This window comes from Rossellomorea sp. FS2 (assembly GCF_047915635.1).
GTDB classification, from domain to species: Bacteria; Bacillota; Bacilli; order Bacillales; family Bacillaceae_B; genus Rossellomorea; species Rossellomorea marisflavi_A.
In genome coordinates this window covers 148,309-168,745 of the sequence record NZ_JBLRVS010000005.1, presented here as the reverse complement: position 1 = coordinate 168,745, position 20,437 = coordinate 148,309, and the positions used below count along the sequence as shown (strand labels likewise).

Annotated in this window: 18 protein-coding genes; 3 read left to right on the top strand and 15 right to left on the bottom strand. The window is 49.8% G+C overall.

From position 1 onward, the window contains the following. Nucleotides 1–142: 142 nt before the first annotated feature. From ACNA6I_RS17250 to ACNA6I_RS17205, 10 genes are all read right to left on the bottom strand, one after another. The gene (locus ACNA6I_RS17250; RefSeq protein ID WP_048006676.1) at nt 143–676 is read right to left on the bottom strand and encodes a chromate transporter; all 534 of its coding nucleotides are present in this window, start codon (nt 674–676) and stop codon (nt 143–145) included. After that, complete coding sequence (locus ACNA6I_RS17245) at nt 673–1,233, bottom strand: chromate transporter (RefSeq protein WP_048013432.1); 561 nt, start codon at nt 1,231–1,233, stop codon at nt 673–675. Before ACNA6I_RS17245 ends, ACNA6I_RS17250 begins: the two co-directional genes overlap by 4 nt. 35 nt (nt 1,234–1,268) lie before the next feature. Beyond that, nucleotides 1,269–2,879 (bottom strand): gamma-glutamyltransferase family protein, encoded by a 1,611-nt coding sequence (locus ACNA6I_RS17240; RefSeq protein ID WP_416313841.1) that lies wholly within the window; start codon nt 2,877–2,879, stop codon nt 1,269–1,271. Next, the gene (locus ACNA6I_RS17235) at nt 2,876–3,877 is read right to left on the bottom strand and encodes an ABC transporter ATP-binding protein (RefSeq protein ID WP_063190641.1); all 1,002 of its coding nucleotides are present in this window, start codon (nt 3,875–3,877) and stop codon (nt 2,876–2,878) included. Before ACNA6I_RS17235 ends, ACNA6I_RS17240 begins: the two co-directional genes overlap by 4 nt. Then, on the bottom strand, nt 3,843–4,850 hold the full coding sequence (locus ACNA6I_RS17230) for an ABC transporter ATP-binding protein (protein ID WP_048006672.1): 1,008 nt from the start codon (nt 4,848–4,850) through the stop codon (nt 3,843–3,845). The genes ACNA6I_RS17235 and ACNA6I_RS17230 overlap by 35 nt, the downstream gene beginning before the upstream one ends. A gap of 8 nt (nt 4,851–4,858) precedes the next feature. Beyond that, nucleotides 4,859–6,382: a glutathione ABC transporter substrate-binding protein gene (locus tag ACNA6I_RS17225; protein WP_416313840.1), complete on the bottom strand. Its 1,524-nt coding sequence runs from the start codon at nt 6,380–6,382 to the stop codon at nt 4,859–4,861. 19 nt (nt 6,383–6,401) lie between these two features. After that, nucleotides 6,402–7,286 (bottom strand): ABC transporter permease, encoded by an 885-nt coding sequence (locus ACNA6I_RS17220; RefSeq protein ID WP_392398069.1) that lies wholly within the window; start codon nt 7,284–7,286, stop codon nt 6,402–6,404. A 32-nt stretch (nt 7,287–7,318) separates the two neighbouring features. Then, nucleotides 7,319–8,260 carry a nickel ABC transporter permease gene (gene nikB / locus ACNA6I_RS17215; RefSeq protein ID WP_048006669.1) on the bottom strand — a complete coding sequence of 314 codons (942 nt, stop codon included), beginning with the start codon at nt 8,258–8,260 and terminating at the stop codon, nt 7,319–7,321. Nucleotides 8,261–8,584: 324 nt separating this feature from the next. Beyond that, the gene (locus ACNA6I_RS17210) at nt 8,585–9,034 is read right to left on the bottom strand and encodes an Lrp/AsnC family transcriptional regulator (protein ID WP_048006668.1); all 450 of its coding nucleotides are present in this window, start codon (nt 9,032–9,034) and stop codon (nt 8,585–8,587) included. A gap of 417 nt (nt 9,035–9,451) precedes the next feature. Then, complete coding sequence (locus ACNA6I_RS17205; RefSeq protein ID WP_416313839.1) at nt 9,452–10,192, bottom strand: alpha/beta hydrolase; 741 nt, start codon at nt 10,190–10,192, stop codon at nt 9,452–9,454. A 166-nt stretch (nt 10,193–10,358) separates the two neighbouring features. Between ACNA6I_RS17205 and ACNA6I_RS17200 the strand changes: the two genes are divergently transcribed. Continuing rightward, the gene (locus ACNA6I_RS17200) at nt 10,359–11,255 is read left to right on the top strand and encodes a LysR family transcriptional regulator (protein ID WP_048006666.1); all 897 of its coding nucleotides are present in this window, start codon (nt 10,359–10,361) and stop codon (nt 11,253–11,255) included. 5 nt (nt 11,256–11,260) lie between these two features. Next, the gene (locus ACNA6I_RS17195) at nt 11,261–12,457 is read left to right on the top strand and encodes an MFS transporter (RefSeq protein ID WP_048016179.1); all 1,197 of its coding nucleotides are present in this window, start codon (nt 11,261–11,263) and stop codon (nt 12,455–12,457) included. 47 nt (nt 12,458–12,504) lie between these two features. On the opposite strand, the gene qoxD is transcribed toward ACNA6I_RS17195, so the two are convergent. Genes qoxD through qoxA form a run of 4 tightly spaced genes read right to left on the bottom strand, consistent with a single transcriptional unit; the run spans nt 12,505 to nt 16,426 of the window. Then, nucleotides 12,505–12,804: a cytochrome aa3 quinol oxidase subunit IV gene (gene qoxD, locus ACNA6I_RS17190; RefSeq protein ID WP_048006664.1), complete on the bottom strand. Its 300-nt coding sequence runs from the start codon at nt 12,802–12,804 to the stop codon at nt 12,505–12,507. Then, nucleotides 12,805–13,422 carry a cytochrome aa3 quinol oxidase subunit III gene (qoxC, locus tag ACNA6I_RS17185; protein ID WP_048006663.1) on the bottom strand — a complete coding sequence of 206 codons (618 nt, stop codon included), beginning with the start codon at nt 13,420–13,422 and terminating at the stop codon, nt 12,805–12,807. Nucleotides 13,423–13,425: 3 nt separating this feature from the next. Further along, nucleotides 13,426–15,396 carry a cytochrome aa3 quinol oxidase subunit I gene (gene qoxB / locus ACNA6I_RS17180; protein ID WP_148796324.1) on the bottom strand — a complete coding sequence of 657 codons (1,971 nt, stop codon included), beginning with the start codon at nt 15,394–15,396 and terminating at the stop codon, nt 13,426–13,428. Nucleotides 15,397–15,412: 16 nt separating this feature from the next. Beyond that, a complete protein-coding gene (qoxA, locus tag ACNA6I_RS17175) occupies nt 15,413–16,426 on the bottom strand; it encodes a cytochrome aa3 quinol oxidase subunit II (protein WP_082139813.1) in 1,014 nt (337 codons plus the stop codon). A gap of 510 nt (nt 16,427–16,936) precedes the next feature. On the opposite strand from qoxA, the gene ACNA6I_RS17170 reads away from it, so the two are divergent. Then, complete coding sequence (locus ACNA6I_RS17170) at nt 16,937–17,806, top strand: cation diffusion facilitator family transporter (RefSeq protein ID WP_416313838.1); 870 nt, start codon at nt 16,937–16,939, stop codon at nt 17,804–17,806. Nucleotides 17,807–17,936: 130 nt separating this feature from the next. Here ACNA6I_RS17170 and ACNA6I_RS17165 read toward each other — a convergent pair whose 3' ends face one another. Beyond that, nucleotides 17,937–19,145, bottom strand: a complete 1,209-nt coding sequence (locus ACNA6I_RS17165) for a PDZ domain-containing protein (protein ID WP_416313837.1) — start codon at nt 19,143–19,145, stop codon at nt 17,937–17,939. Nucleotides 19,146–20,437 lie beyond the last annotated feature (1,292 nt).

The following is a 20,437-nucleotide window of genomic DNA, read 5'->3' as shown; positions in this document are numbered from 1 at the left end:
TCCCTCGCCCCGAGGAAAGCCGGACGACCGCAGCGAAACGGAACGTGCCCCTCTTTTCACTCCACCCATACCTACTGGATGGGAATGAAGATAACCCCCAAAAAAAATCCCCCACCGGCATCAAACCAGCGAGGGATTTCCCTTATCCTCCAAGAAACACAGCACCGTACACGAGCGCCCCGCCGATCACCAACGCAGGACTCACCTTCCACCTCTCCAACAAGAGATAGCTGGCAACCCCGATGATCAACGTCTGCACAATCCCGATCCCACCATACGAATCCACCAGGAATTCCATCGTCATGATACCAAGCAGGATCGCAATCGTCGGCCTGACGATCGTCGTCATGTTCTTCACCTTAGGAGAATCTTTAAATTTCATCAACAACCCGAGCAAGAACAACATCAGCAGCAGCGAAGGAGCAATCGTCGAGAACAACCCGATCGCGGCCCCAAGCACACCGCCCTGCTGATAGCCGATATAGCCGGCCATTTTCGTATTGATCGGACCAGGAAGCGCATTGGCAAGAGCGAGCATTTCGCTGAACTGACTATCCGTCAGCCAGCCGTATCGGTCCACGACCTCCGCCTGGATGAGCGGGATCGAGGACGGCCCGCCGCCATACCCCAAAATATTCGGAACAAAGAAAGCCATGAATATATGCACGTACGTCATGAAGCTTTCACCTGCTTTTCATTCACAGGTTTCTTGGACATCAGGGCAAGACCGAGAAGGACTGCAATGACAATCCCAGGGTGCACCCCAAGGCCTGAGAGAAGAAGAAGGCTTACGGCAAGGAGACCGATCGTGATCTTCCAGCCAAGACTTTTCTTCGACTTCTTCACAAAGTCCCACGTCAGGACACCGAGCATGACAGCGACCACCGGGACGACGGCCTGGGACATTCCGTGTACCCAAGGGCGATCTTTATAGGAATTCAGGGCGGTCAGCATCAGGATCAAGAGCAGGACGGTCGGAACGCTTGTAGCAACGATGCTCACAAGCATGCCGATCACTCCTCCGACCCGGTGTCCGATATATCCGGCCATCTTCGTTGCAATCGGTCCCGGAAGGGCATTTGCCAAAGCGAGGGTATCCGAAAACTCATCATCACTCATCCATTTATATTTCTCGACTACTTCTTTATGAAATAGTGGTATGGAGGAGGGACCTCCCCCGAATCCAAGCATCCCTACGCGGAAAAATGCCAGAAATAACTGCCACTGTTTCATTCATCACACCTCATTTCAATCGTTAGCGGGGTCTCCTACCAAGCGGAGATGGCCCCGTCCGTACGGGATTCCGTCCCTCCCATTAAAACACCATTGGTAGGGTTTCTCCAAATGATTTGCCCCCGGCCAAATGAACCGTGATCGGTCGCGACCTGAATCTCGTGACCGCGCCGGGCGAGTGCTTGTGCGATGTGATTCGGGAATGTCGGTTCGACAGCCACCTGTTTCCCCTTCATCCACTGCCATCTTGGTGCATCGAGGGCAGCCTGTGGATTCAAATGAAAATCAATGGTGTTCATGACGACTTGAAAATGACCTTGAGGCTGCATGTAGCCCCCCATGACGCCGAATGGCCCCACAGCCTCACCTGCTTTCGTCAGGAAGCCGGGAATGATTGTATGGTACGTCTTCTTTCCAGGTTGAAGGGCATTCGGATGGGTTGGATCCAACGAGAAATCATGTCCGCGGTTCTGCAGTCCGATCCCCGTGCCAGGCACCACGATGCCGGATCCGAAGCCCATGTAGTTGCTTTGGATAAATGAAACCATATTCCCTTCCCCATCAGCAGTGGCTAGGTATACGGTTCCCCCTTTGGGAGGCTCATATTCCGTCGGCGTGATGGCGTCTTCCCCGATGACAGAGCGCCTTGCTTCGGCATATTCATCACTGAGCAGATGCTCAACGGAGACAGGCATATCCTTTTCTTCTGTAATGAACGCTTTTCCGTCGGTAAAGGCGAGCTTCATGGCTTCGATTTGTTTATGATATGTATCGATGCTCTCCTTCTCCGTGACGTCAAATCCCTTCATGATATTCAGACCCATGAGGGTAACAAGGCCCTGGCCGTTCGGCGGGATTTCCCACACGTCGTATCCTTTATAATCAGTGGATATCGGCTTCACCCATTGTGGACGGTAGGAGGCGAGGTCCTCTTTTGACAGGAATCCTCCCCCTTTTTGGACAGCTTCCGCTATTTGTCCGGCCAATTCACCCCGGTAGAAGCTTTCTGCCTTCGTTTCAGCAATGGAGCGGAGGGTTTCCGCATGGCCTTTCGAGGACCACACTTCCCCGATTTCCGGGGCCCTGCCTTCAGGGGCAAATGTGTCGAACCACGCTTGATATTCCTCCCCTTTAAAAATCTCCCTGAACTTCTTATGGGCGAGACTCCAGTACTTGCCGAGTACAGGGCTGATCGGGTAGCCTTCTTCCGCATAGGCGATCGCCGGTGCCAATACCTCGGTCAATGGCAGCTTGCCGAAGCGTTCCGAGAGTTCTGCCCACGCCGACGGTGCTCCCGGGACCGTGATGGGAATCGCGCCGTGTACCGGCATGGTCTCGTGTCCCTTCTCCTTCACAGCCTCAATGGAAATGGATGCAGGCGATGGACCACTTGCATTGAGTCCGTGCAATTCTCCCTTCACCCATACAAGGGCGAATGCGTCACCGCCGATTCCGTTCGAAGTCGGTTCGACGACCGTTAGGGCTGCAGCTGTGGCGATGGCTGCATCAATGGCGTTCCCTCCTTTCTGGAGGATCTCCAGGCCGGCCTGGGAGGCAAGTGGCTGAGAAGTCGCCACCATTCCTTTTTTGGCAAATACCGTGTTCCGGATGGAGGAATACGGTTGATACAGGTGATCCATGTTCATAAAACGTCACGTCCTTTTTCTACATGATGACAGGCGACATAATGCTGATCGCCCATGTCCCGCCATTCGGGTTTCTTCTGTTTGCACAAGTCTGTAGCGATGGGACATCTGGTATGGAATGCGCATCCTGACGGTGGATTTGCCGGGTTTGGAATCTCTCCCTCCAGTCGGATGCGCTTACGGTCCTTTTGAATGGACGGTCTTGGAATCGATGATAATAGTGCTTTCGTATAAGGATGTAGCGGATTGGTGTATAGCTGTTCCGCAGAAGCAAGCTCAGCCGTATTGCCAAGGTACATCACCATCACCCGACTGCAGAAGTAGCGAACGACACCGAGATCATGGGAGATGAAGAGATACGTCAATCCATACTTGGACTGCAAAGTCTTCAGGAGCTTCAGAACCTGCGCCTGGACGGATACATCAAGTGCCGACACGGCTTCATCACATACAACCACGGATGGATTCAACGCAATCGCACGGGCAATGCCGATCCGTTGGCGCTGACCGCCACTGAATTCATGGGGGAGACGATCATAGTGATCTTCCTTCAATCCGACCTCTTTCAATAAGTCTATCACTTTTTTCTTCCGCTCTGAGGCGGAAAGATCCGTGTGGATGACAAATACTTCTTCAAGCGCCGCTCCGATCTTTTGCCTTGGGTTAAGGGAAGCGTACGGGTCCTGGAAGATCATCTGCATCTGTTTCTTGAATGGAAGGCGCTGGCGATTCGACAGGCTCTGGACCTCTTTCCCCTGGAAGATAACCTTCCCGTCCGTGACATCCTCAAGTCCCAGGATCGTCCGGCCGAGGGTCGACTTCCCGCACCCGGATTCCCCTACGACCCCAAGGCTCTCTCCTTCGAATAATTCAAGGGAAACCTCTTCTACAGCCTTCACATGACCTTGGATGCGTTTCAGCATCCCGCCTTTGATGGGGTAATATTTTTTGACTCCTTCGAGTTTAAGAATGGACGGTTTCTCTCGTAGTGCAGACATCCTGATCAGCCTCCTGTAGCCAGCATTTCACCTTGTGTTCACCCGCCACGGTGTATTCCGGCGGTGTCTCGGATTTGCAACGGTCCATTGCAAATGGGCAGCGGGGGTGGAACCTGCAACCACTGATTTTCTCATCGATGTTCGGCAGGGATCCCGGGATCGCTTCAAGTTCGAAATCCGGGTCATCCAGATTCGGAACCGAATTCAGCAGCCCCTTTGTGTAGGGATGCTGCGGATTTTCAAAAATGGACTCTACGTCCCCTTCCTCAATTTTTTCTCCTGCATACATGACCATGACGCGGTCGGCGACTTCCGCGACGACACCCATATCATGGGTGATCATCATGACACCCATCCCGTACTGCTCTTTTGCGTCCTGGATCAAGTCGAGGATCTGGGCCTGAATCGTCACATCCAGCGCCGTCGTCGGTTCATCGGCAATCAGCAGCTTCGGGGAGCAGGCGAGGGCGATGGCAATCATCACCCTCTGCCTCATCCCGCCGCTCAGTTCATGAGGATACTGCTTCATCCGTTTTTCGGGATAGGGGATCCCTACCTGCTTCAAGAGATCGATCCCTTGCTTGGTCGCCTCGCTCTTACCGATTTGCTTATGCAGCATCAGCGGCTCCCTGAGCTGGTAGCCGATCGTAAGGACCGGATTCAAGGCGGTCATCGGTTCCTGGAAGATCATTGACATATCTTTTCCCCTGATCTTCCTGAGCTGCTCAGGTGAATAGGTAACAAGATCATTCCCGTCGAATTCAATGCTTCCTTCTTTAATCGAGCCATTGCTTGGAAGCAGCCCCATGACGGAGAGGGAGGTGATGCTCTTCCCGCATCCCGACTCTCCTACGACACAAAGCGTCTCACCCTTTTTCACGGAAAAGGAGATGCCCCGCACGGCGGAAACTTCTCCGTTAGCCGTGCGGAAGGCTGTGACCATATTCTTTACAGATAATAGATCTGTCTTCATCGTTATCCCTACTCTCTGTAAACGTTATAGAGTTTCCAAGAACCTGTCGGATCGAGCTTCAAGCCTTTGACGCTCTTATCAGTTGCGGATGTATTCACACCGTGGTTCATGACGACGATCGGGGCATCTTTCACGATCAGCTTGTTGGCTTCATCAAGCTTCTTCGCACGGACGTCTTCATCAATATTCTCACGTGATTCATCTACAAGCTTATCGAAGTCTGGGTTGTTATACTGAACGCGGTTGGATGAACCGATATTATCTGAATGGAAGTTCGGGTAAAGAAGTTCACTTCCGTCAGAGGTCGAGTTTGCCCATCCGAGGAATGTGATGTCGTACTTGCCGTCACGGACCGTGTCGAGGAACGTCCCCCATTCCATGGATTCGATCTTCACGTTGAAGCCTGCATCCTGAAGCTGTGATTGCGCAATTTCAGCCATGAGCATGTAGTTATCACGATTCGGCGTCAGGATGGTCAGCGCTTTGCTTCCAAAGTCGTTTTTCTTCACCATCTCTTTTGCTTTCTCAGGATCATAGGCATATCCTGCATCATCTGCTGTTGCATCATATCCGAATACTTTCGGGCCGATGAGGCTGTTGCCCTCGACGCCAAGGCCATTCATTTTCTTCACATAGGATGCACGATCAAGGGAATAAGCCACTGCTTGGCGGAATTCAGGGTTGTTCATCGGTTCTTTACTCATATTGAAGCCAAGATACGAAACCGGTGTCCCTTCTTCCTTGGAAACATTGACGTTCTTCAAGGCTTCAATCCGTTTGACCTGTTCCGTCGGAAGGGCATCAAGGAATTGAACCTTCCCGGTTTGCAGCATGGAGATCGCCGTCGATACTTCCGGTACGACTTTGTAGGTCACCTTGTCTAGCTTTGCTGGATCTCTCCAGTAGTCTTTGTTTTTCTCAAGAACGATCTGATCGCCAGGCGTCCAGCTGACGAATTTGAATGGTCCGGTCCCAACCGGCTCTTTCATGAGATCCTGGGATTGATCCGCTTCAGGGCTGACAATCGCTGCGTTCGAGTGGCTCAACGCGGCAAGAAGGGGTCCGTACGGATATTTGGTCTTGATCTCCACCGTGTAGTCATCGACCACATTCACAGACTCGATCGGCTCGAGGAGGGAAGCCCTCGGTGCCGCTGTCTTTGGATCTCTGAACTTATCAAACGTATATTTGACGGCCTCAGCATTGAAGTCCGTTCCGTCCTGGAATTTGATGTCCTTCTTCAATTTGATGACCCATGTCTGGTCATCAGGCGTTTCATATGATTCTGCAAGGAGCGGTTCAATTTCATTGGTCTTGATGTTCCGTTCGAACAATGTCTCATACACTTGATCGATGACATTCGCCGAAACGGAATCATTCGTCATGATCGGGGAGAGTCCCACGGCATCGGATGTTGTCGCATAGGTCAACTCCTGGGCTGCGCTTCCACCACTCTTCTTCTGTCCCCCCCCGCTACAGGCAGCGGTTACCATCATTACGATTGCGACCACTAGTACCAACCATTTCTTCATCTCTTCATTCCTCCTCTGATTATTGGTTCAAGTTCATATTCGGATCGAGGGCATCCCGAAGGCCGTCCCCGACAACATTAAAAGCAAATACGATCAGCATGATGGCGATACCTGGAACGATTGTCATATGTGGTGACGTCCACATGAAATCCTGCCCTTGTGAGATCATTGCTCCCCACTCCGGTGTCGGAGGCTGTGCCCCGAGGCCGAGGTAGCTGAGGGAAGCGGTGGACAGGATGGCCGTCGCCATCCTCATCGTAGCGAAGACGATGATCGGTGCCGAGCAATTGGGCAGGATGTGCTTCACAAGGATCCGGAAATCACTCGCACCGAGGGATTTCATCGCCTGCACGTACTCCTGCTTTTTCACGGATAAAACTGATCCCCTGACGATTCGTGCACACGTCGGAATCGACCAGATCGAGATGGCGATGGCTACGTTCACCAGGCTTGTGCCAAGAACGGCGATGATCAGCATGGCCAGCAGGATCCCCGGGAAAGCGAATAGAAGGTCGACGATCCGCATGATGATACCGTCAAGCTTCCTATAGTAGCCTGCGAGTAACCCAAGGGTCACGCCTCCCGCCAATCCAAGGCCGACTGCTGTAATTCCTACCAGCAGGGAAATCCTTGCTCCGTACACGATCCGGCTCCACAGGTCGCGCCCGAAATTATCGGTCCCAAGGAAATGCCCTTCCGAGAAGAGAGGCAGTTCGCTTTCTGCGAGATTCTGCTTGAACGGACTATGTATCGTGATGACCGGGGCTGCAATGGCCATGATCACCTGAAGCAGGATGATGATGAGACCGATGATCGCCAGTTTATTCTTCAGCAATCGTTTCATAGTGGTGACAAACGTACGGTCTTTTTTCTTTTTCGTCTGGATGGCTGTTGTACCAGCCACGGCTTCTGCACTCAATTGCTTCTCCCCCTCTATTAGTCGTAGCTGATCCGCGGATCAACGAAGACGTAGATGATATCCACGATCAGATTAACAAGAACAAACAGCGTTGCGACCAGGAGTACCGACCCCTGTACCATCGGGAAATCCCTGGCAGCGATGGCATCGATCATCAAGCGGCCGACACCGTTGATGGCAAATACCTGCTCTGTGATGATTGTGCCCCCGAGAAGGAAACCGAAGTTCAATCCGATGACCGTGATGACCGGTATCATGGAGTTTTTCAATGCATGGATCCAGACGATCGTTTTTTCCTTCATCCCCTTGGCCCTGGCCGTCCGGATATAATCTGCCCGGATGACCTCCAGCATGGAGGACCGGCTCATTCGGGCAATCATGGCGGCCGATCCTGTCCCTAGCGTAATGGCCGGAAGGATCAGCTGTTTAAATCCTTCCGCCGTCCAGAACGGAGCGTCCAGCCCGCCCACCGGCAGGATCTGCAGGTTCACTCCGAAGACGAGGATGAGGAGTGCGCCCAACCAGAAGTTAGGAATGGAGATCCCTGCGAGTGCAACTACTGTACTCGATACATCCAGCCAGGAATTTTGTTTCAGCGCAGAAATGATCCCTGCACCGAGCCCGATGATCACAGCCACGATCATACTGGCCACGGCCAAATTCAGCGTATTGGGGAACCGGACAGCGAGAGCTTCTGAAACGGATTGCTTCGTCTGATAGGAATACCCAAAGTCCCCTTGGAAAATATTCTTAAGATAGTCCCAGTACTGCACCAGGAATGGGTCATTCAATCCAAGGCTATCGCGTATGGCGGCGATATCTGACTTCGTCGCCGTTGGTCCTCCGATGATCGATGCCGGATCACCGGGTGCCAGATGCATGCTACCAAATACCAAAAATGAAATCCCCACCAGTAACAGCAGGAGTTCTATAAATCTTCGTCCAATCATTGCAGCCACGTGGACCCTTCCCCCTTTATAAAATAGAGAATAATAGAATTTCATTTGTTAGGAAAAATATTTGATTAACCTAACAAACGTAACCGTAATTACGATAAATTCGATTATATCGGATGCCGAAAGAAAAATCTATACATTTTTCTAAAAAATAAATTAATTGTGAATATTCACTAATTGTTAGCGTTTTCACTGATATATAAAGAATGGCGGAGTGACGATTTCACAACCTCACCATGACCTTGGTCGCATAAAAATGTTGGCGTTTGCATATTTAGTCGTACATACAAAAAAAGAACCCAACCATCGTTGGATTCTTCCTGTTTCCTATAGTTTCAAGCCGCTGCGGCTTTTAAATCTCCGGAGAAGGATATGACTCTCCACACGGGTGATGCCCTCCAATGAATAAAGCTCATTGTTGATGAATTGTTCAAGAGCCGCGAAGTCCTCTACCAGTACATGCATATGAAGAGTACTGGGGCCCGTCATCTGATAGCAGCTGGCTACGGTGGGATTGTCAGCGAGATTCTGAGCGACTTCCACGAGGAATGCAGGCTCGCAGTCGACCTCGAAGAAGGCCGATACCCGCTTCCCCACTTTCTCCGAATTGATGACAACACTGAAGCGCTCGATCACGCCGTTATCCTTCAGTTGATGAACCCTCTCCCTCACCGTGACCCTGGACAGTCCGAGTGACTTTCCAATATCGGCATAGGACAACCTCCCATCTTCCGTCAGGAGCTGCAGTATTTTTCGATCCGTCTCATCTATTTTCATTCCAACACCTCTCAGTTTCTGACCCTCAATCGTATCCCTATTATATCGATAAACTAGTCTTGTGCAAGTATTTTATCAGAATCTTCCAATAAAACACCGTAAAATAGAGGTTGAGACAAATCAAAAAAGGGATCATGTAATGACGACCATTATCAGTATAGGTTCTTACTACCGCTCATGATTTCCGTGCAAGACTTCGCTTTCCGCGGGTAGCCCGTGAGCCTCCTCGGCACACCTGCGGGGTCTCACATCAGCTACTCTTCCTGCTGGTGTCTTCGTCTTACACTCCAATCAACCGCTGGAAATAATGACATCAAAATACTCATAAATGAAAAAACCGAACTTATTTGCCTGATCGAAGGCAAATAAGTTCGGGTTTTACTATGACTAAAACACGTTTGTCCCAGCCACCTTCCATTACCAGTCCAGTCGCAGTAAAAAATCCTTCACATCTTCATACACTTGCTGTCGCTCTTGATCCAGGGTAATGATATGACCCGATTCCCCGTACCATCTCAATTCCTTCTCTTCACTGAGGATCTCATCATGGATCCTGAAGGCACTTTCCTTATAGAGCGAAGCATCCTTGGCTCCTTGCAAGATGAGAGTCGGATCCTTGATGGCGGAGAGGCGATTGCCTGTATCATCAATGAAGGATTGAAGCTCATCAAGAAAACTCATGTCCCTTTGTGCCAGTCGATCCATCTCTTCCTTCTGCAGCTCTTCCTGTTTACCTTCGAATGTCTTGAACCGCTCCGCGTAATCAATGACCCTGGCTGCAAGATCAAAGCGGCTTTTACCTCTTGTCGGTGCGCACATGGAAACCATGCCGGAGACAGGGTGCATCATGGCAAGTCGCAGTGCGTAGGTTCCTCCCAACGATACACCGGCAACGGCAATCTTTCTGTATCCCTGCTCATGAAGATACCTGAATCCATCCTGCGCATCCTGCCACCACTCCTCGGGTGATGTGCCGATCAGGACTTCTGCTTCCCCGCCGTGGCCCGTATAAAGCGGTGCGTGACACGTGAATCCGGCTTGCCGAAGCACTCTCCCGAGACCCTTCACATCCATCGTCGATCCTGTAAAGCCATGAAGCAGAAGGACGGCCCGATCCCCTTCTTTATATGTAAATGGTTTTGGCGCCACCACTTTCATTTCGCCATTCCCCGCTTTCGCTTTTTGATGATTTCATTATAGGCTAAGAACAATGTCCTGAATAATGCCTGGTAGACATCGATTTGATGCATAACAACCATTAGAAGTCATTGCCAATCAGGTGTATGATGGAATTAAAAACATTTTATTAAAGAGAGGTCTCGGCGTGGATTGGCATCAAATCAATTATTTTAGAACGGTTGCATACACACAGCACATCACAAAGGCCGCCAAGGAGCTTGCCATTTCACAGCCGGCCCTTAGCCGCTCGATTGCAAAGCTCGAAGACGAACTTGGCGTCTCCTTATTCGACCGCAAAGGACGTCGGATCTACCTGAACCGGTACGGAAAGATGTTTTTAACGCGGGTGGAGGAATCCATCATGCAGATTGAAGAAGGGAAGCGGGAAATATGGCGGGAAACCCATCCAGAACACGGTACCATCTCCCTTTCATTCCTGCCGTCCCTCGGGGCAAGCATGATTCCGGAAATGGTGAGTGCCTATCAGAAGGAACACCCCCATGTGAAATTCCAGCTGGCACAGTCGTCCAATCGACAGATCATCCATCAGCTCAAGGAGCGTCAGGCAGACCTTGCGCTGATCTCTTATTATCAAGAGGATGAGGATATTCTGTGCTTTCCTCTCCTTACAGAAGAACTTTTTCTCGTTGTCGCAAACGATCATCCCCTTGCCTCCGAGGAAAAAGTGGATCTCCACATGGTGAAAGATGAACCTTTCATCTCGTTCAAAGAAGCGAATGAGCTTGGAACCATCATCCATGAACTGTGTGTATCGGCCGGCTTCATCCCGAATGTCGTATTTGAAGGGGAAGACATCGGGACGGTGGCCGGACTCGCGGGCGCACGCCTGGGCGTCTCACTTGTTCCGGACCTGAAGCTTCTTGACAGGGAGAAAGTCACCCTCGTGCCGGTGACCTCGCCGGTTTGCACACGGGAGCTTGGACTGGCCAGTTTAAAAAACACCTATCAATCTCCGGTTGTGAGAGAATTTGTTTCGTTCGTCCAAACCTTCATGACCGAAAAACAGAATCAAAAGGAATGACAGCCATGAGCTATTTACAACGGAATACCCCGGCTTTCAGGAGGGCCAATCTTGCCCTCTTCGCCGGAGGCTTCAGTACATTTGCCATCCTGTGGGGAACCCAGCCGCTCCTGCCGGAGATTGCGGAGGAGTTTCACGTGTCACCTGCGATGGCGAGCCTGACCCAATCATCGGCAACCATCGCATTGGCGGTTGGGCTTCTCGTTGCAGGATCGCTCTCGGAAGTCTTCGGCCGCAAATCGATCATGGCCTTTTCTCTCTTCATCTCATCCGTCATCGCCCTTTTCACCGGGCTTTCATCAAGCTTTGAATTACTCGTGCTGTCCCGGGCTCTGCAGGGTCTGACGCTAGCAGGACTTCCCGCTGTCGCCATGGCCTATCTCGGGGAGGAGGTCGAGTTCAAGAGCCTGGGAATGGCCATGGGTCTCTATATCAGTGGGAACTCCATAGGCGGGATGTCAGGAAGGATCCTCAGCGGGATCTTGACGGACTACTTCAGCTGGCATGTCGCCTTGGCCGGAGTCGGTGCCCTGAGCCTCTTGGCAAGTTTCGCATTTTTCTTCCTTTTACCGCCCTCCAGGCATTTCGAAGCGAAATCGTTCAATCTGCTTCCCTTGATCCGCTCCATGGGAAGTCACCTAAAGGTAAGGGGGCTTGTGTATCTGTTCTTGATCGGATTCCTGCTGATGAGCGGATTCGTGTCCCTATACAACTATATCGGGTTCGAGCTGACCGCCCCGCCTTATTCCCTGAGCCAGACCCTTGTGGGCTTCATCTTCATCGTATACATCGTCGGCACATTCAGCTCCACCTGGATGGGGATGCTTGCAGACCAGATGGGGAAGAAGAAGATCCTGTTGCTCTGCTTGTTCATTTTTCTCGTCGGAACGGTATGCACCCTTCATCCGGCTCTGTGGATCAAGATCCTTGGCATCGCCATCTTCACATTCGGCTTCTTCGCCGCCCACTCCATTGCGAGCAGCTGGGTCGGTCTCCTCGCCACCCACGATAAAGCTCAGGCGTCTTCGTTATATCTGTTCGGATATTATGCAGGATCGAGTATCGGAGGAACCGTCAGCGGTTCCTTCTACCACGGTTTCGGCTGGGCCGGGATTGTCGGGATGATTGTGATCCTCGGAGCGATTTCAGTGGTCCTGGCCCTGTCGTTAAGCGAACGGGGAAAAATGCAGGAAATACACTAAAAAAACATCCCGCGGGAACCCCCGCGGGATGTTTTTTTGTTCTGCAATCAGTGCATGCTGACCATGACCCAGATCGTTCCAAGAACGATGATGAGTACGATCACCGTGGCGGAAATCATCTTTCCGACCTGCCATTTACCTTCGCCTTCGGTCACGTGCATGAACATGAACAGCTGGATCGCTGCTTGAATGAATGCAAGGACGAATACGAGTGGTACCATGACATTGTATGCAAGACCTGCATATAAACCGAACCAGATGGCTAAAAAGGTCAACGCGATCGATAGGATGAACCCTACCACCTGCGTCCAAGGAAATTTACTGTGATTCGCTGTGTTATGTTCCATTTATCCCACCATCCCTAACAGGTACACACTTGTGAATACGAAGATCCAGACGAAGTCAAGGAAATGCCAATATAGACTTGAGATAAAGATCTTTTTGGCATTGTCCGGGTTCAATCCGTTCTTCATCACTTGGATAACCACAAGTATGATCCATAGAATACCTAAAGATACATGGAGACCATGCGTTCCGGTCAACAAGTAGAAGGAAGACCAGTATGCGTTCGTACCGAGTGCCGCACCTTCATGAACAAGGTGGATGAACTCAGTGATCTCCATATAAAGGAAACCAAGACCGAATAGCAATGTGACGGCGATCCAGAAGATCATGGCCTTCACGTTTCTTCTTCTAAGCTCATTGATGGATAAACCGGATGTAAAACTACTGAAAAGTAGCAGTAAAGTCATAATGAGTGTGTTTTTCAGTTCGAATAAATCACTTGGGAGTGGTCCTCCCGCCATGACGCCGTGATCCTTAAGGGCAAAGAATGTGGCGAAGATCGTTGCGAACAACGCCATCTCCGCACCAAGGAAAACCCAGAATCCGAAGATATTCAGTTTACCTGTTTCGGATTGATATTCTAACGGCGTGTTTGGATCTACATTTGTATTATGTGCCATACATCACGCCTCCCTATTCGTCGGATTTTCAAGTTCTTTGATTTCTTCCACCGTTACATAGTAACCTTCATCCTGCTTGCTTGAAGTCATTGAACGGTATGCCATGCATCCAACGGTACCGATACCGCCGAGGATGGCCATCCACCAGATTTCAAAGACAAGACCAAATCCTGCGATGAAGAAGAAGATGCTCATGATGAAAGGTGTACCCGAGTTGCTAGGCATGTGGATCGGCTTGTATTCAACTTCAGGCTTCTCATCGATCTTGAGTGCATGACCGTCTTGTTTAGAGTACCAGAACGTATCAACACCAGTGACTTCAGGAAGTTTAGAGAAGTTGTAGTGAGGTGGTACTGCTGTTGTTGTAGCCCACTCAAGTGTTCGGCCACCCCAAGCATCACCAGTAGTCTCACGTTTTTCAAAGCGATAGCTGTAGTATACGTTGTATACGAAGATCAAGAATGCTACACCCATTGCGAATCCACCGATTGTGGATACAACGTTCAGTGCTGTCCAACCGTCTTCTGCTCCGTATGTGTACACACGACGTGGCATACCGGCAAATCCAAGGATGAATTGCGGTAGGAAACATACGTTGAATCCGATTGTGAAGAACCAGAACGCCCAGCGGCCGATGCGCTCATTCATCTTAAGACCAAACATTTTCGGATACCAGTAGATGAGACCCGCGAAGCAGGCAAATACAACACCGGCAATCAATGTGTAGTGGAAGTGAGCCACTAGGAAATAGTTATTGTGATATTGGAAATCGGCTGCGGCCATACCAAGCATAACCCCGGTAACCCCACCGATCAGGAATGTCGGAATGAACGCGAGAGACCAAAGCATCGGGGTGGTAACCTCGATCCGTCCCTTATAAAGCGTACCGAGCCAGTTGAAGATCTTGATTCCCGTCGGGATCGCAATGGCCATTGTCGTAATGGAGAAGACGCTGTTTACTGCGGCTGTTCCACCCATTGTGAAGAAGTGATGGACCCAAACGACGAATGACAAACCTGAGATCGCCACAAGGGAGATGATCATGGATTTGTAACCGAATAGCGTTTTTCTTGAGAATGTTGCAATGATTTCTGAGAAGATACCGAACGCCGGCAAAACGACGATGTATACTTCCGGATGTCCCCATAGCCAGAACAAGTTCGCCCAAAGCATGGAGTTTCCTCCACCCGCCAAGGTGAAGAAGTGGGAACCGAATAGACGGTCAAATGTCATAAGGGCAAGCGTCACAGTCAAGATCGGGAATGCAAACACGATGATGAAAGCTGTGATAAGCGTTGTCCAAGTGAACATCGGCATGCGAAGAAGCGTCATGCCTGGTGCACGCATCTTGATGATGGTCACAACGAAGTTGATCCCCGTCAGAAGCGTACCGATACCTGAAATCTGAAGTCCCATCAGGTAGTAGTTGATTCCTGGCCCGGAGCTTCCTTCAACGGCCAGCGGTGCATAGTTTGTCCAACCTGCATCCGGTGAACCACCGAATACGAAGGAGATATTGAAGATCATGGCACCAATCATGAATGCCCAGAAACTCAAGTTGTTCAAATAAGGGAATGCAACGTCACGCGCCCCGATTTGAAGCGGTACGGCAACGTTCATCAAACCAATCAAAAACGGCATCGCCATGAAGAGGATCATGATCGTACCGTGCGTAGTGAAGATTTCATTGTAATGCTGAGAGGATAGGAAATCGTTGTCTGGGACTGTCAATTGAGCCCTCATCAACAACGCATCGACTCCTCCGCGGAATAACATAAGAAGTGCTGCGATAATATACATGATACCGATTTTTTTATGATCGACACTTGTGATCCACTCGGTCCAAAGCCATTTCCATTTTTTGAAATAGGTAAGGACGGCTACAACGGCGACGACTGTAAATGCTATGGATACGTTCGCCCCAAGGATGAGGGGATCGTTTAAAATCAAATTATCCTTAATAAAGTCAAACACCTAGATTCCTCCCTTCTTAATGTGCATGCTCGTGAGAGTCGGAGCTGTCCATGTCCATGTCGCTGTGATCCATGTCACTGTGGTCCATGTCACTATGGTCCATGTCGTGATCCATCTCTTGATCGGATTCACCATGTTTGCTCTTCTCTTTCACGCCATATTTCTCTCGTACTTTCATGGCATAGTCGGCAGAACCCATCTTGCCATGGTCGACATACTCAAGGTGAGTAGAAGAGAATGTCATCTTATCTGATGAACCTGGGAGAAGAAGTTTTTCATACTGTTCCTTCGTCAGTTTCGGTTCATTTTCTTGTGCGTCTTTCACCCACGCGTTATACTCGTCGTCACTCATGGCGACAAAGTCGAATTTCTGCTGTGCCATTCCTTCACCAGTGAAGTTGGAGTTACGGCCGTCATAGACACCGTCGTGGTCAGCCTGGAGATACATTTCATTCATCATCCCCGGCATGCCGTAGATTTGACCGCCAAGTTCAGGAACCCAGAAAGACGCCATTGAGTCAGCAGCACTGATTTTGAAAAGGACCGGATGACCTGTAGGAACGTTGACATAGTTGACTGTCTCGACGTTTTCTTCAGGATAAGAGAAGACCCATTTCCAATCGACGGCTGTTGCATGAATGACGATAGGTTCTTTATGTGCGGTGGCTTTAGGAGCCTCTTTCAATTCATAGAGCGCCTGTGTATTCGGAATGCTCAATGCGATGACGATAGCAACAGGAATAAGCGTCCAGATGATTTCAAGCTTATTGCTACCGTGCATGTTCGGCTGATAATCACCGTTTTTACCCTTACGATACTTAATGACGATAAAGGTAAAGAAAGATAATACAACAATCATGATTGCAAGCATATAGTAGATTGATAGCATGATTAAATCCTTTTGAATTTCCCCGACAGGTCCTTTAGGATTCAGGATGATCATATCCGTCCCGGCTCCCAGGATGACGATGACGAATAGGGAAATCAAACTAATCAATATGATCAGAAAAGGTTTGAATTTATTAAACATGTATAATCACCTTCCTTTATATAAGATTTATATCGACTAGACATATACTATCAAATTCTCGGGAAAACGAAATACGTTAGAGATCATTTCATGTCGATTTGAGTAGATTTTCGAAATTTAGACAAATTTTTTTCACATATCAGTAACATTCGTGGAAAAAATTTCTCTAAGCACAAAAATATAGCCCACCATGGATGATCTTCCAAGAAGATAGATAGACTAGCGGTGAGGTCATACCTGTTACATAACCCCAATTGTTTCATTCTAAACTATTCACAAGCCTATTTAAACAAATAAACCTTTCCAAATATGTACTTGGAATTTTCCGAACATAGTCATTATTTTGTTCTGCATTGAAATCCTGCTAGAACCGCATCATTTCACACCTTTGATAATCACTGTTCCGATGTATATTTTGCAGATGCCTTGCGCATTCTTTTACATATGGGGATGAACGTACATACTATTCCAAAATAACATCCCGACCTTCCGTGAAGGAGACCTCGCATAATGAACAGCACACCGAAAATTGCTTTTTTATCCGTTATCAGTAACTCGTTCGTCGTCATCTTGAAAGTCGTGGTCGGACTCATTACAGGGTCTGTAGCCGTCCTGTCTGAAGCCATCCATTCTTCTCTGGACCTGATGGCTTCCCTCATCGCCTTCATCTCCGTCAGGGTATCCGGAAAACCAGCGGATCCCGAGCATCCGTACGGCCATGGAAAGGTGGAGAATATATCCGGCACGATCGAGACCCTGCTCATCTTCGTGGCCGGATTCTGGATCATCTACGAGTGTATCCACAAGCTGATCCACCCTGAACCGATCAAGCTTCCGATCCTTGGCATATCCGTCATGATCATCGGTGCCACCATCAATTTCATCGTCTCCCGGATCGTAAGCAAGGAAGCGGACCGCGTCCATTCTGTGGCCATGAAATCGAACGCTTTCCATCTCCTGACCGATGTGTACACATCTCTCGGGGTTGCAGGAAGCCTTCTCCTCGTGACCTTGACCGGTTGGCACTTCCTGGATCCGATCATCGGGATTGCACTGGCTATCTATATCATGATCGAAGCCGTCAAACTGATGAAAGAAGCCTTCCCTCCCCTCATTGACGCGAGTCTGACGAAGGAAGAGGAGGCAGAGATCATGTCGATGATCCAAAGCTTCCATGATGAGTACATCGAGGTCCACGACCTGCGCACAAGGAGATCCGGTGCCCATGAATACATCGACTTCCATCTGGTGGTGAAATCAACCGACAGCATCGAGAAGACGCACCGACTCTGCGACCGCATGGAAGAGATGATCATGAAGCATTTCCCTCATGCCCACGTCCTGATCCATCCGGAACCGGAGAGCAAGCGGAAATCGTGATCAAAGGTTGGGACAAAACGAAATCGTAATGGCCATGAAACAAATTAAAAACCCGAATTCATTTGCCTGATCGGCAAATGAATTCGGGTTTTACTATGACTGAAACACGTTTGTCCTAGCCTCTTTCCCTTTAGGACACCTGGTCGGTTTCCCACCGTTCATCCTGATACGTAAATAACAGACCGAGTTCATGATGGTCCCCTTCATAAAGGGCACCCTGGGTGAAACGATTCTCTCCATTCGTCCCGACGACTTCGAGTTTGCAGTATGCACCGTTCTTCTGCAGGGCCTCATAAAACTCCCTCTCATTGGAAATCTCATTCCCATTCACCTTCAGGATGACCTCACCCACTCTAAGGGATAGGGTTTCAGCAGGTGAACCTGGGATAATCCCAAGGATCATCAGTCCGGCAGGCTGACGTTTGAAGTAATACGGTTTCTCTGCTTCTTTTCTTGAAATGCTGACGGCCATCCAGATGCGGCCGAGCACCGCCAGTGCTCCGGCAGCGATCGATGCCTCTGTCACCCAGTAGCCCGCAGCGGCCACCGTGGTGATGAAAGCACCGAACCAGAATACATTTCCTCCGACCGGTCTTACCACGATCGCCGGCAGCGCGCTTCGAACGAGAAGGCTGAAACCAAGCAGGAATGGTACGCATACAAGAGCCAGATCCGCCGTCCCGAGTGAGACGACAGGCCACCAGTCAAAGATCGGAGGCAGGCTCCCCTCCGGCACGAACAGGATCATCGGCACCAACCAGAGCTTCTTGCTATGAAGCGCCCCGACCTTCATTCCCCGCGGACTTTTTATCCATCTAGGTGAGGTGTTCTTCCAACCCGAAAGCCTGATAAGGGACCCCTCAATCATAAGGAGCAGCCCTGCCAATAGTGGAAGGAACCCTAACAGATTCCCATTTTCGAGTTCAGATATGTACGGGATGTCAAAGCCAGAAAATTCCCATGCCCACAGGAGCAGATAAGAGACACCGACCGTGATGCCGGCCGAGAGCAATTGAAAACGGCCTGTAAGGGCAAACAGGATCGTGACGGCTCCGATGACGACGAGTGAGATGACCGGTACGGTTAATCCGATGGCCAGGGTCACAATGGAAAAGGCAAGGCCCAGTACAAGCCCATATGACAGCAGGACCCTCAAATCATTGTAGCCGTCTAGCAGCCTTGTATGAAAATCGCTTCTTTCCCGCTTCACCCGGAAGTATCCTACCAGGATGGCGAATAGGAGCGAGAGGGAAAATAATGGGTTCAAGACGAATTTCCCGAGGCTTTTTGCGATTTCAAGTAACCATGTTTCCAGCAACGAAACGTCACCACCTTTCATGTGTGTATCTATGTTTCATTCTATCAAATTCCCCTACTAAAGCCTATTGCAACTTTGTGGGATTGTGCCTTTGTTTTCGACACCATTCCCCGGGAAATGATGGGGAGGTATGTAGAAAGAACGGGCTTGCCGTTCTTTTAGAGGTGGTTCTACATCCCATTTATGACTGGTGGCGAGTCCTTCATTAATCATTATTTCCTATGCAAAGCGTTCCGTTTCGCTGCGGGAGCCCGCTTTCCACGGGGCTCGCGGTGAGCCTCCTCATTCTTGCGGGGTCTCACCCTGCTCGCTATTCCCGTTGGAGTCGGACTCCCTCCGCTGCACTTCACTCTTTGATATTGGAAGGGGCTGGGAAATGTATGTGGCACTGGTTGTTTGACTCATTCTGTCCTATGGAAATGTTGAGGTTCAATGGCTTGCTGGTTCATAGCAAGTTTAATTTTGTTTTGAGAAACAACATTTTTCAGGAAGCATTTACATCACATTTATAATTGGCGACGAGTCCTCATTAATCATTATTTCCTATGCAGAGCGTTCCGTTTCGCTGCGGCAGCCCGCTTTCCACGGGGCTCGCGGTGAGCCTCCTCATTCTTGCGGAGTCTCACCCTGCTCGCTATTCCCGTTGGAGTCGGACTCCCTCCGATTCACTTCACTCTTTGATATTGGAGGGGCTAGGAAATGTATGTGGCACTGGTTGTTTGACTCATTCTGTCCTATGGAAATGTTGAGGTTTAATGGCTTGCTGGTTCATAGCAAGTTTAATTTTGTTTTGAGAAACAACATTTTTCAGGAAGCATTTACATCACATTTATAATTGGCGATGAGTCCTCATTAATCATTATTTCCTATGCAGAGCGTTCCGTTTCGCTGCGGCAGCCCGCTTTCCACGGGGCTTGCGGTAAGCCTCCTCATTCTTGCGGGGTCTCACCCTGCTCGCTATTCCCGTTGGAGTCGGGCTCCCTCCGCTGCTCTTCACTCTGTGAAATGGCAGGAGGCTATAAGAACAGGTCGAGTATTCCTTGTTTAATTTATTTCCTTCTCTTCTGTGAGGTAGCGATGTGCAACGACTGGCTGATCCACGGTGGGTCCAATATAGTTCTGAAAAACTCCAATCGTTATGGAACCCATCTACTTTATCCTTCTATTGGTAGCTTATTTCATCTTGAGGTGACTTACATTAACTAGTATAGGAACTATCCTGCACCCATATATAAATCACTGAGTGGATTGAAGCGGAAGGCGCTTGACTCCTGTGGAATAGGAGGGTGGCGAGACCCCGCAGGCACGAGGAG

Excerpts from the sequence above, each read along its gene's own strand:
- ACNA6I_RS17250 (WP_048006676.1), bottom strand. The coding sequence starts at position 676 with ATGACGTACGTGCATATATTCATGGCTTTCTTTGTTCCGAATATTTTG.
- ACNA6I_RS17245 (WP_048013432.1), bottom strand. The coding sequence starts at position 1,233 with ATGAAACAGTGGCAGTTATTTCTGGCATTTTTCCGCGTAGGGATGCTT.
- ACNA6I_RS17240 (WP_416313841.1), bottom strand. The coding sequence starts at position 2,879 with ATGAACATGGATCACCTGTATCAACCGTATTCCTCCATCCGGAACACG.
- ACNA6I_RS17235 (WP_063190641.1), bottom strand. The coding sequence starts at position 3,877 with ATGTCTGCACTACGAGAGAAACCGTCCATTCTTAAACTCGAAGGAGTC.
- ACNA6I_RS17230 (WP_048006672.1), bottom strand. The coding sequence starts at position 4,850 with ATGAAGACAGATCTATTATCTGTAAAGAATATGGTCACAGCCTTCCGC.
- ACNA6I_RS17225 (WP_416313840.1), bottom strand. The coding sequence starts at position 6,382 with ATGAAGAAATGGTTGGTACTAGTGGTCGCAATCGTAATGATGGTAACC.
- ACNA6I_RS17210 (WP_048006668.1), bottom strand. The coding sequence starts at position 9,034 with ATGAAAATAGATGAGACGGATCGAAAAATACTGCAGCTCCTGACGGAA.
- ACNA6I_RS17205 (WP_416313839.1), bottom strand. The coding sequence starts at position 10,192 with ATGAAAGTGGTGGCGCCAAAACCATTTACATATAAAGAAGGGGATCGG.
- ACNA6I_RS17195 (WP_048016179.1), top strand. The coding sequence starts at position 11,261 with ATGAGCTATTTACAACGGAATACCCCGGCTTTCAGGAGGGCCAATCTT.
- qoxD (WP_048006664.1), bottom strand. The coding sequence starts at position 12,804 with ATGGAACATAACACAGCGAATCACAGTAAATTTCCTTGGACGCAGGTG.
- qoxC (WP_048006663.1), bottom strand. The coding sequence starts at position 13,422 with ATGGCACATAATACAAATGTAGATCCAAACACGCCGTTAGAATATCAA.
- qoxA (WP_082139813.1), bottom strand. The coding sequence starts at position 16,426 with ATGTTTAATAAATTCAAACCTTTTCTGATCATATTGATTAGTTTGATT.
- ACNA6I_RS17170 (WP_416313838.1), top strand. The coding sequence starts at position 16,937 with ATGAACAGCACACCGAAAATTGCTTTTTTATCCGTTATCAGTAACTCG.
- ACNA6I_RS17165 (WP_416313837.1), bottom strand. The coding sequence starts at position 19,145 with ATGAAAGGTGGTGACGTTTCGTTGCTGGAAACATGGTTACTTGAAATC.